The sequence below is a fragment of the Phycisphaerae bacterium genome, assembly GCA_024102815.1.
Classification (GTDB): domain Bacteria; phylum Planctomycetota; class Phycisphaerae; order UBA1845; family UBA1845; genus JAGFJJ01.
In genome coordinates this window covers 1-12,249 of record JAGFJJ010000079.1, presented here as the reverse complement: position 1 = coordinate 12,249, position 12,249 = coordinate 1, and the positions used below count along the sequence as shown (strand labels likewise).

Here is a 12,249-nt window from a genome sequence, read left to right as displayed (position 1 = left end):
CCTACGCGGGCTCGCCGATCGCCGCCCGTTGACGCGACAAATGCTACCGCAACCATCGGGGACAATCTCGGATGGTAAGGGTCGGCCTAACTGCGAATAGAACGATTCTCCGAAAGGCGTTTGTGGCCTGAAAGCGTCCTGGTGCTCTTTCCACTCGTCTTGGGTGGGGCCGGGTTCGCCGAACACGGTATATTCTTGTGCTCAGTTGACCAAATGACCCCTTTCTGCGATGAAAAAGCGTCCATTGTCGTTGATGCTTGAACCACGCCCTCTTGTGACAAGGAGTTTCTCATGGATCCTCGCGTGAACGGCCGCTGGGTGTGCTCCGCGGCACTGATCACCGTCTTGGTATTGGGAGGTGCGTCGCAGGCAGCGCCCGGTGCGCTACTGAAGACGTTGGAGGAAGAGCTGACGTATGCCATGGAGCATCTCAAGACACCGGACGGCACGAGGCCTTACTTCCTGGCGTACACCGTTACGGACAGTCAGCGGATGTCGATCAGCGCCGAACTGGGGGCCCTGACCGATGAGACCGAGAGCCACGGCCGCTTGCTTGATGTCGACGTGCGCGTCGGGGACCACAAGGTCGACAATACGCACAAGATCCGGGGTGGTATGATGGGGTTCGATCCGTCAGACTTCATGGGGCGCGAGCCAACACCGCTGAGTCTGTCGGGCGATCCGGTTGCCATCAAACAGGCCCTCTGGCTGGCAACTGACCGCGGCTTCAAGTCGGCGGTCAAGAAGTACCAGCGAGTTCTCACCAATCTCAAGACAAAAGTCGAGGAAGAGGACCAGGCGGACGACTTCTCCAAGGAGGAGCCACAAGTGTACAGCGAGCCGGAAGCCTCACTCGCCGTTGACAAGTCGGCGTGGACGGATCGGTTGCGCCGAGTCTCGGAGATCGCCAAGAGGTATCCGCTCATCTACGACTCCCAGGTATCCCTGACCGCGGGCGCAGAAAACCACTTCCTGGTCAATAGTGAAGGCACGCGCATCCAACACGGCCTGAAGTATCTGCGTGTTCTCGTACAGGCCGGCACGAAGGCTGAGGACGGTATGGAACTCTCGCAGAGTCACATCTTCTCCGCGGCGAGCATCAAAGGATTGCCCACCGAAGAAGCTCTTGCTGAGGCGTTCCAGGGCGTCATCGACCAAGTCCTCGCCTTGAGGGAGGCGCCGCTGGTGGAGCCGTATACCGGGCCGGCGATTCTTATGAATCGCGCCAGCGCGGTGTTCTTCCATGAGATCTTCGGCCATCGGATCGAGGGGCACAGGCAGAAGGACGTCGAGGAGGGGCAGACGTTCACGAAGAAAATCGGCGAGGAGGTCCTGCCGGAGTTTCTCAGTGTCCACGATGATCCCACGAAGGCAAAGTGGGGCGAGACGGACCTGCGCGGTTACTACAAGTATGACGACGAGGGTGTCCCGGCGCAGGACACGGTGCTGGTCAAGGACGGCGTCCTGAAGACTTTCCTGATGTCGCGTTCACCCGTACAGGATTTTCCTCGATCAAACGGGCACGGCCGGCGGTCTCCCGGTAGCGATGTCGTGGCCCGGATGGCCAACACGATTGTCTACTCCTCCAAGACCGCGCCCTTCGCGGAACTGCGGAAGATGCTCATCGAGGAGTGCAAGCGGCAGGGCAAGCCGTTCGGCCTGTTGTTTGACGACATCACCGGGGGCTTCACAGGAACGCAGCGTTTCGGAGCACAGTCTTTCAAGGTGCTTCCCGTGGTCGTGTACAAGGTGTACGCGGACGGACGGGATGACGAACTCGTTCGCGGCGTGGACATCGTGGGCACGCCGCTTTCGTCGTTCAACAAGATCATCATGACTGGCGACGACCCGGACGTCTTCAACGGAACCTGCGGGGCCGAGTCCGGATGGGTGCCGGTTTCCGGCGTGTCGCCGAGCATCCTGGTTTCCGAGATCGAGATTGAAAAGCGTCAGCGCGAGCAGGACAAGCCGCCGATCCTCTTGCCGCCCATTGCTTCCCGGTAGTTAAGCGGTTCAAACAGGGTCACTCGGAATTCAACTTTCGTAGGAACGGAAGGAATAGGACATGAAATCACACCACAAAGGTACGGCCATTTTGGTCGCCGCCCTGCTGAGTTGTTTCTGCTGGACGCAGGCCGGCCGGGCAGAGTCAATTCCGGCAAGCAAGAACCTCATGCGCGCATTGAGCGACGAGCTGCAGCGTTCCATGACGCTACAGATGGAGGACCTCGAAAAGCCTTATTTCATTCAGTACACGGTTGACGACTCGGTGAATTTTCAGATACAGGCCAAGTACGGTGACATCACCTCGTCGGAGCATGACCGCTCGCGTACTCTGTACAGCTCCATTCGTGTCGGCTCGTACGATCTGGACAATACCAACTACGCGGACGACTCGGGGGGCTTCTTTGCTCTATTCCGCGGCGGCGGGGGCGTCGGGCGAGCCGCGCTGCCGCTGGACGACGATTACCTCGCCATGCGCCAGGCGATATGGCGGGCAAGCGACGCGCAGTACAAGGACGCCGTTGAAACACTGACCAAGAAACGGGCGTACATGAAGGACAAGAAGTTTGACGATCGCCCTGCGGACTTCGCCAAGGCGTCCGTTGTGGAACACGAGGAGCCCGTGGCGTCGCTGGCGTTTGATCGCGATGAGTGGGAGAAGCGCCTGTCCGGACTTTCCATGCGCTTTCGCAACCATCCGCGGATCCAGGATTCGAGCGTCCAGCTCTTCGCGGCGATCGGGAATACGTACATCGTCAACTCCGAGGGAACGCGGTTGCGATTCCCCGAGCAAGGCCTGTTGGTGTTCATCACGGCTGAAATGCAGGCCGGCGACGGAATGACCATCAGTGACGGCGAGAGCTATTTCGTCCGCGACCCAGGTGATTTCCCCCCGTCGGAGGAAGTCGAGAAGGACATCGACGCATTGGCCGAGCGGATCCAGGCGTTGGCCCAAGCCCCGGTTCTGGAGCGCTATATGGGTCCGATCCTGTTCGATGGCTTGGCTGCGGCGCAGATGCTCCGCACGATTCTGGCGGAGGGTGTTGCCGGGCAGGTCGATCCGGTCGGAACCCAGCGGCGCGGCCTGACAGGCGCCGGCAGCCTGGAGAAGAACCTCGACACGCGGATATTCCCAACGACGTTCCGGATGTACGACAATCCGACCGTCGAGAAAGTGGGTGACCAGGCGCTCTTGGGCCATTACCTGTTCGACGACGAAGGGACACGGGCCGAACGCGTGGATCTGGTCAGTGAGGGCAAGCTGGTGGATATGGTCCGCTCGCGCGTTCCGACAAGGAAGCTCTCCGGCAGTAACGGTCACGGGCGGCGCTCCTCCGGCGGCGGGGCGATCTCCTCGGCGATCGCGTGCCTGTTCGTGGAAGACGAGGAGGGCATGCCGGAGGATAACCTGAAGGCCGCGTTGCTTGAGGCCGTCGAAAACGAGGGGCTGGAATACGGCCTGCGGATCAAGTCTCTGAAGACCACGAGCATCGGATCCAATCGGGCCGACATATTCGCCATGTTCATGCGTATGCAGCAACGCGGCGGAAGGAGCAACATAGGTGATCCGGTCTCGTTCTATAAGGTGTTTCCCGATGGACATGAGGAAATGGTCCGCGGCTGTGAATTCGGACAGGTCAAGGTTCGCGATTTGAAGCGGATCGCTGCTGCGGGGCAGAAGCCGGCGGTCTATAACTACATCGGGCTGGGATTCGGCGGGACCACGCCGGCTACGTCGATCATCAGTCCGTCGCTGTTATTCGAGGAACTGGAGTTGTTCAAGATCGAGCAGGAAGAAGACACGCTCCCGATTCTGTCCTCGCCGCTGAAGCGGTGACCGCCAGGTCGGGTTCGGCTGGTAGTATGTGTTTGAGGCGCCAGGACAATCGCGGAAGGCCCTCGCGCGGGCGGAGGCGATAGGGCAACTGCCGCTTCAGCGCAGCCAATCGCGAGAATCCATCTGCTTCTCCAGATTGCAGCAGGGCTGGCCATGATCGCAGGAGGCCGCGTGCACGTGATTCGCGCCTCTTTAATTCCGTCCGAGGAGCGGCGTCTCCCAACGCCCAGCCAGCTTCGCTCGCTCGATCCTCACGCGACACTTGGCGAGAGCTCACGCACAAGAGTGCGAAATTCCCTGACGGGTAGCAGGGCGGCCAATCACGGCGTCGACACTGCGCGGCTGGTACCAAATATAGGCCTGAGTTTCTCATCGTTTCCCTGCGCGTGGATTATTTCAACGCGTGTGAGGCTGTGGCGCGGCCCGTGTCGACCTCGCTTCTGGACATCCGCTTCAGCAACCAAATACAATTGGTCCGATCATCTGCATCCGCGAGATCATTCTGCGATGGTCTTCAGCAGCCTGTGGTCAGGCGGGGTACGAATCCGCCCGCTCTCGGAACGTAAGTGCTTTCATTTCACGAGGCTATGGCTTCAAGAAAAGCGAGTACACGATGAAATCGCACCGATACCCGAATCGCGACTTTATGCAAGTAAACGGTTTACACTGGAGGCGGGGGGAATCGATTAAGCGGGCAACCCTCTCCAATCGGTCAAAACACCACAACTCGTATGCGTCGCCGCTCGACGCTTGACATACCGTGACACCCAGTTACACCGGTGGACACAGGTGGACAAGGAATTCGGGCGGACTACACGTATTTCTCAACAACCGTTCGTTTCGGGGACCATCCGAGAATCGCGCGATCACCAACGCCGTGTGTCGAGAGAATCCCAGGACAGAACTTCAACATCATTGCGTTCCTGGTTGCTTCCGCCGCCGAATACGACACAGCGTCTTACGCGACAGGCGCTGGCCAGGACATCGGCAACCTGCCGACCAGCGCTCACAACCTCCGCGGTGGCGGTCTGTCTGGATTCCGACTCCATGGCAGTCAGTCTCCGCCCTTCGTCTATGATCAGGTCCACCTCCGACCCATGTCGGTCACGATAGAAGAACAGCCCCCATGCTCCCCACGGTTAAGTCTATGTTTAGGTACTTCCGAAACCACCCAGGTTTCGAAGATGGGGCCGCGCAAGGGGTGCAGTCGAAGTTGCGAGGGCTCTCGAATTCCCAGCAGCCAACACACAAGACCCGTATCATAAGAATGCCGCTTGGGAGTTTTGACCAGACGCTTGCCGATGTCCCCGAAATACGGCGGCAGTCGAAACGCTATGAACGTCGCCTCAAGAATCGATAGCCAAGCCTTCGCAGTGGGTTGCGTGATTCCCGAATCAACAGCCAATGATGACGGGTTTATCAGTTGCGCGGTCCGGCCCGCGCACAACTGCACGAATCGCTGGAAGGTGGCCAAGTCGACCGTATTGGAAACCAGACGAAAGTAGGTCCGAACATGCGAGCCCAGCCACTCGCTCGGCTGAAGTCGTTGGTCGAGGATACGTGGGTAGCCGCCAGTGAACAAGACCTCCTTTAATGACGCGGAATGGCGAATAAAGCGCTGCGTTTCGTTGCGTGCGAGTGGCAGCAGGTTGTGCACGGCCGTACGGCCTGCGAGCGGCTGACTGACCGCCTGCATCATGGACAGGCTTTGTGAGCCTGTCCCTCACCCAAATGTGTACTGTTGCTGCCGCAGGGACTTACGCTTGGACACGCCCAACCGCTCGGATACGCCCGTTTCGCCCTGTTCGTCGGTGTTCGGAGTGATATGAGCGGGATGCGATGGGCGGTTACTTGGAAAAGCAGCCCGGCTTGAGACTGTTTATGGGTCCAACCAGGATGGCCTCGCGCCAATAGTGCCTTCGCTGATGTCCAAGCAGGGCGGTCTCGTCGGGCTGCTTGGCCACGCATGTTGATGGTGGTATTCTGGGAGGACTGGGCTAGTTCAAATCTACGCTGTAACGGGCCGGGAAACATGCCTTTCGAGTCGACTAAACCTTCATTGCTGGTTCGTGTACGCGATCCAAGCGACCTGAATGCCTGGCGTGAATTCGAGGCCCGGTATCGCGAGCTCATTGTGCGCTATTGCCTTCGCAGGGGTCTGCAGATGGCTGACTGTGAGGACGTCCAGCAACTCGTTTGGATCAATCTGTGCAAGGGAATCCGGACGTTCGAATACGATCCCAGGCGAGGGCGATTTCGCGATTATCTTCGTCGTACGGTGCGAAACGCCATCGCCCGCCACTTTGCGCGTCCAAATCAGGCTCCCCGGGCGCTAGACACAGCAGTGCTGGCAGTCTTTCAGGCCGAGGTCGAACAGGACACAGTCTGGGACCAGGAGTGGGTCAATCACCACTACCGGCTCGCAATGCAGACCGTCCGAGCTACCTTCGAGCCGCGGAGCGTCGCCCTGTTTGAGGGATTGCTTGGGGGTCAATCGGCTGCCGAACTCGCGGATTCGTTCGGCGTTTCGGCGCAGTCCGTACACAAGGTCAAGCAGCGAATTCAGAAACGGCTGGGCGAATTGATTGCGGGGCAGATTCAGGAAGAGGACCATACCGATGCCGGGGAATCCCGATCCGAATCGTCAGGCTAGTCCGGAGGAGAGCGCGGCCGACCTTGTTGTGGAAGGCTTTGCCTTCGACAGTGATCAATGGATCGATCAGATCCGTGGAGCCGAATCGCCCGTAACGCTTGGTTCCATCGGTGAATACGAATTGCTGGCGGAAATCGGTCGCGGTGCACAGGGAATCGTCTACAAGGCCATTCAACCGCGAACCAAGCGGCACATCGCTATAAAACGCCTGCTTGGCGGTTCCCTGGCCGGGTTCGAAATGCGGGCCCGCCTGGCGCGGGAAGTTGAGGCGGCCGCAACGTTAAACCACCCATCGATCCTTACAGTTTACGGCATGGAGTTTGTGGATGGACTACCCGTCCTTGCCATGGAGTGGGTCGACGGACAACCAGTTGATGCTTGGTCCGACGAGGTAGGACGGGATCGTCGGGCGCTTCCTCAGCTTCTGGCGATGTTCCGAGCCATCTGCGCCGGCGTGGAACATGCCCACGAGCGTGGCGTAATCCACCGTGATCTCAAGCCCACGAATATCATCGTCGGCACAGACAATGTGCCGCGCATCCTGGATTTCGGGCTGGCGAAATTCGCTGAGGCGGACGGCCTGTCGACGTTGACCGCGACCGAGGGATTCGTCGGCACGCCGGCATATGCGGCACCGGAGAAGCTTGCCGGGCAACGCGGATTCAGCGAGACGCGCAGCGACGTGTACTCGCTGGGGGCCGTGCTGTATCGGATGCTGACAGGGCGGTTGCCACGGGAAACGGAGATGCCCCTGGCGGAATTCCTCGAAAAGCGCTGGCAGGATCCCCCGCGTCCCGGCTCCATGAATCCCGAACTCGACACCGAATTGGATGCCATCCTGATGACGGCCTTGGCGACTGAACCTGCGCGACGATACCCGTCTGTGGAAGCCATGTCGGAGGATATTCGTCGCTACTTGAAGGGGCTGCCCATAGCGGCAGCGTCAAACACGCTTGCCTACCGTCTGGCCAAAACCGTACGGCGACATAGGACTGCAGTCGCAGTATCCATAATGATCTCGTCCGTGCTTATCGCCGCAACTGCCGTATCGACGACACTGGCCGTTCAGGCTTCCCGGGCCCGGGAAAGAGCCCGCGATCGTACACGAGTGGCAGAGAGCATCAACAGTTTCCTCACGGATGACCTGCTTGCAGCCATCGATCCTGCGAATACGGACAATCCCGATCTTACGATGCGCGAAGTGCTCGACCGCGCGGCCGCAAGTGTCGAAGGCCGTTTCGCAGGGGAACCGCTTGTTGAATCTTCCATCCGTCGCGCCATAGGTCGATCCTATCTTTCCCTAGGACTCCCGGCCGAGAGCATTCCCCACTTTCAGCGCGCCTTGGGGCTTCGGGTTGAGCATTTTGGGCCAACGCGAGATGAAACGCGCGAAGCGATGCGTGAGCTGGCCGAAGCCCTGTATTGGAATGATGAGGGTGAGGAATCGTTGCTCATTGCCCGCGATCTGCTCGAACTGGAAACTGCGTCCGCGGGCGCCGGCAGTTCACAGGCGATGAAGGCCCGTTTCATGGTCGTCCGATCCGATTCCGAAATCGATTTCGGTGAGAAGTGCGCCGCGCTAAGTGAAATCCTCGAATGGAGCGTGGAACATCTCGGGCCGGCTGACCCCATGACCCTGGATGTCTCGCACATCCTCGCGAATGACTACCTATACAACGGCTTCGCTGAGGAGGCGGAGCCGATTGTCATGCGCATGTACGAGGCCGTTCGCGCCAGGTATGGTGAAGCACACCCGCAAACACTCGATGCCATGCTGGGACTTGCCATTCTCTATGGTCGGACCGACCGCGTCGAGGAAGCCGTTGAGATCCTGCAAGATATCGTTCGCATTTACCGCGAGACCCGGCCTTCACCCTTCTCCTCGATGGGTATCGCGCTGGGACACCTCGGTGCGCACCTGCGCGCGCTCGAGCGATACGAGGAGGCAGAGAGTGCCTTCCTGGAAGGATACGAGATCTTGGCGACGTCGCGCGGAGCGGAAGTCGGCTGGACCCAGGGCATCGTCCGCATGCTCGCAGGCATGTATGAGGACATGGGCGAATCCGAAAAGGCGCTTGCCTGGCGAGAGAAGCTCCTTCCCCAGTTTGAAAAGCCGATTCCGCGGGTTCCACGCTCCGGCGAGAGTGAATAAGTTGCGATAATCCCTCCGGGCTTCCCTCTTCATCACGACCGCTCCCAGCCCTCCTAGGCCGGCCGATCGTCGATTCTTCCAAGAAAAATTTGTCCCTTGCCGTCCAAGTCGATCGTGGGTCGCGCTAGTTTCGGTATCGGGACCGGATTTCGCAAACCTGGAAGGATGGGAGGAATCATGAGGTGCGATAAAAGCGTATTGCTCGGGATTGCCACAGGTACGGTCGCTCTGCTTGGCTTGAGCGTACCCGGTCTGGCCGTGGAGCTCGGAACGACGTTCACCTATCAGGGAGTGCTCGTTGACGATGGCGTCGCGGTAACAGACACCTGCGACTTCGAATTCACGCTTTGGGATGAGGCAGCCGCGGGGAATCAAGTGGGAAGCACGATCGCCCAGACCATTGACGTGGAGGACGGCCTCTTCACAACACCACTCGACTTCGCTGTGGTGGCGTTCACAGGGGAAGCCCGCTGGTTGGAGATCAGCGTCTGCTGCCCGTCACCATGCAGTCCAGCGCTGACGTTGCTGGATCCGCGGCAGGAGCTGACCCCGGCACCGCACGCACTGGCACTGCCGGGGCTGTATACGATCGATGACGTGGAGAGCCCTAATATCCTCGGCGGCTCACGAGCCAACGTTATCGGCAGTGGAGTGGTCGGTGCGACCATTGGCGGTGGTGGTTCCCCAGGAGACTTCGTCGGGCCGATCGAGATTCACGATGACTATTGCACGGTGGGAGGCGGTCGGCACATTAGTGCCGGCACCGACGACGGCGATCCCTCCAACGCCCCATACGCAACAGTCGGCGGTGGCTTTTCGAACTACTCCGGCGCCAGTTACGCGACGGTGGCCGGCGGCAGCAACAATGCCGCCTTCGCTCGCGCAGCCACCAGCGGCGGCGGATACAACTGTGACGCAATCGGAGAATACGCCACGACTCCTGGAGGTGAGAACAACCGCGCCGGCGGCGATCACAGCTTTGCCGCCGGCCGGTACGCCGAAGTCCGTGACGCGGCTACCGTGGGTGACGCCGACGGCGACGAAGGTACCTTCGTTTGGGCCGACAGCACGCACGGATCAGGAAACAAGTTCGTCTCCACCGGCCCCAATCAGTTCCTGATCAGCGCGGCCGGGGGCGTGGGCATCGGCACCAACGCGCCGGATTCAGCGCTCCACGTGGTGGAATCGACCGCGGGCGGAAACGGGATCCGAATTGAGGGGACGGTCGATGACGCCAATCCCAACATCGTCCTCAGAGAGGATGGCGGGGCCTCGGTGAATTTCCGCATCAACGAAGCGAGTGGCGACAGACTCGAAGTGCAGATGAATTCGACCAACAGGATGGTGCTCACGCAGACTGGAAACGTCGGAATTGGCACCAATTCGCCGGACACAGGGTTCACGCTTGACGTGATTGGGCCGTCCTCGGCCGTCCGTGGGTTTGGCAACGGCGCGGGCAGTTGGGGGGTCTATGGATTGAATGCCAATCCGAGCGGTACCGGTGTGATCGGCGTTGCGCTGCAGTCCAGCGGAACCAGTTACGGTGTTCGGGGTGTGAGCAACAGCTCGAGCGGATTCGACTTTTACGCTTCCGGCGCGGGCACGGATTACGGCTCCTCGTCCTCCATCCGCTGGAAACACAACATCAAGCTGATCGAGAATCCTCTGGAGAAGGTCGACCAAATGCGGGGGGTCTATTTCGACTGGGACGCCGCGCATGGCGCAGAGCACGACGTAGGCATGATCGCCGAAGAAGTCGGCAAGATCCTGCCGGAGATTGTTGCCTACGAAGAAAACGGCACCGATGCCATCGGTATGGACTATGCCCGGATGACCCCGCTGCTGGTCGAAGCAGTCAAGGCCCTTCATGCGAAGGTGCAGCGACTCGAAGCGGAGAAGGGCGGCGTTACCACCACCGCAAGCACAACGGTTGGCGCGCGGGCGGCTGAGCGACTCGTCGAACAACAGCAGCTTATCGCCACCCAGCAGGAACAGATTGAAACGCTCCAGGGCCGAATCGAGCGGCTCGAGCGCAGCATGGTCGCCTTCCGTGGGAAGGAGGCGAAGTAATGCGGCGAATAGAACTGTTGATCGGGACCATGATGGGCATCGCGATCGGGCTTGGTCCGGTCCCGGCCGAGGCACAAACCGGCGCCTGCTGCAATTCCGGCGGTTCATGCACGATGACCGACGAGGCGGGTTGCTCGACGTCTGGGACGTTTCTTGGGGCAGGTACGGACTGTTCGGGCGTTGACTGCTCGGGTGTACTCGGCGCGTGCTGCGTCGGAACGGGCTGCATACCGGACCTGTCGCCGTCGTAGTGCAGCCAGGCCGGCGGCGCCTTTCTCGGCTACGGAACGACCTGCACACTTGGGGCAACGTGCTCTCTGGGCGCCGGTGCATGCTGCTTTGGAGGAACGTGTGCCGACTTCCCGCTGCCACTCTGTGATAGTTTCGCCGGCGACTACGCGGGCAACGGCACGTTCTGCGCAATGATGCCCGATCCCTGCAACCCACCACTTCGCGGTGCCTGCTGTTTCCCGGACGCGTGCATCAGCGGTACAACTGCTGCCGGCTGCGCCGATGCCTCGGGCAGCTATCAAGGCGACGGAAGTAACTGTGGCGGCGTTACTTGCGGCGAATGCGGCGACAACGTTGTGCAATCGGTTCTCGGAGAGGAGTGCGACGGAATTGACAACTCCGCATGCGCCTGCTCGTCCTGCTACCCGCCCGGACATTCTAATGAATGTACTTGTGCGCCTCCGCCGGTTTGCGGCAACAACATCGTGGAAGAATGCGAGCAATGCGACGGTACCGATGACAGCGCCTGCCCGGGTGAATGCGACGCGATGACGTGTACTTGTCCACTGCCGGTGTTCGCAATCAAATGGCACTCGGTTCACGGAGGCGGTGTCGTCAGCGTCGGTGCGACAATGAAGTTGCTCGGTGCGATTGGTCAAGCCGACGCCGGTGTCGCAACCGGCGGGACGTACGAGCTGTCCGGCGGATTCCTCGGCGGCGCTTTATCGGCGCCCCTGCCAGCGACACCCACCGCTGTCCCGACCTATCCGCACGGTGCGGTGAAGCAGCGTTACGTCAGCTTCGCCCCGGATGCCGGTCATACGAACGTGGGCTACCGCGTGAAGGACGTGGGTTCGGGTTCCCAGTACTACATCAGCACGCCGCGTACGACGCCGGCGTCGGTGGTGGGACAGGGCCTGACCTTCGTGGTGTCCGATGCGTCCCCGATCCTCAACGACTGGACCTCGCTGACGCGGATCCATGTCGGTGGCTGCATGATCGCCCCGGGCGACAATGCCGCTTCGAGCACGGGTCGTGCGTATGAGGTCACCGCGACGAACGACGGTGCCAGCTTCTCGCCGCCGTTGACGGTCTTCACCGCGGCTCGTCCGACGGCTGCGAACGCCCGCTTCTGGGCGGACGTGGTGGGTCTGTTCTCGGCCGGTGGCGATGGTTCGACCACGCCGCCCACGCCGGCGAACTCGTGGACCCCGCCGAACCGGAACGTGAGCGGTTTCGACATCTCGGCCACGCTGCAGGCGGTATCCGCGGCACCGACCGCGCCGCACTTCACGTGGGTGG

General features: G+C 60.6%; 8 protein-coding genes. 7 read left to right on the top strand and 1 reads right to left on the bottom strand.

All coding sequences use genetic code 11. The features are described 5' to 3' along the window. Positions 1-291: 291 nt before the first annotated feature. Both J5J06_20395 and J5J06_20390 read left to right on the top strand, forming a co-directional pair. Complete coding sequence (locus J5J06_20395; GenBank protein MCO6439456.1) at positions 292-2,004, top strand: TldD/PmbA family protein; 1,713 nt, start codon at positions 292-294, stop codon at positions 2,002-2,004. Positions 2,005-2,065: 61 nt separating this feature from the next. After that, positions 2,066-3,841 (top strand): hypothetical protein, encoded by a 1,776-nt coding sequence (locus J5J06_20390; GenBank protein MCO6439455.1) that lies wholly within the window; start codon positions 2,066-2,068, stop codon positions 3,839-3,841. A 1,078-nt stretch (positions 3,842-4,919) separates the two neighbouring features. Here the strand turns inward: J5J06_20390 and J5J06_20385 are convergent. Continuing rightward, on the bottom strand, positions 4,920-5,540 hold the full coding sequence (locus tag J5J06_20385) for a DUF4143 domain-containing protein (GenBank protein MCO6439454.1): 621 nt from the start codon (positions 5,538-5,540) through the stop codon (positions 4,920-4,922). Between the two features lie 333 nt (positions 5,541-5,873). Between J5J06_20385 and J5J06_20380 the strand changes: the two genes are divergently transcribed. The 5 genes from J5J06_20380 to J5J06_20360 form a co-directional block, all read left to right on the top strand. After that, positions 5,874-6,494, top strand: coding sequence for a sigma-70 family RNA polymerase sigma factor (locus J5J06_20380; protein MCO6439453.1), 621 nt, complete (start codon positions 5,874-5,876; stop codon positions 6,492-6,494). Beyond that, complete coding sequence (locus tag J5J06_20375) at positions 6,460-8,646, top strand: serine/threonine protein kinase (protein MCO6439452.1); 2,187 nt, start codon at positions 6,460-6,462, stop codon at positions 8,644-8,646. Before J5J06_20380 ends, J5J06_20375 begins: the two co-directional genes overlap by 35 nt. A gap of 177 nt (positions 8,647-8,823) precedes the next feature. Next, entirely contained in the window at positions 8,824-10,716 is a 1,893-nt protein-coding gene (locus J5J06_20370; GenBank protein MCO6439451.1) for a tail fiber domain-containing protein, read from the top strand. Continuing rightward, positions 10,716-10,967, top strand: coding sequence for a hypothetical protein (locus J5J06_20365; protein ID MCO6439450.1), 252 nt, complete (start codon positions 10,716-10,718; stop codon positions 10,965-10,967). Before J5J06_20370 ends, J5J06_20365 begins: the two co-directional genes overlap by 1 nt. Before the next feature lie 171 nt (positions 10,968-11,138). Next, positions 11,139-12,249: hypothetical protein (locus tag J5J06_20360; protein MCO6439449.1), on the top strand; the 1,111-nt coding region annotated here is incomplete at its 3' end.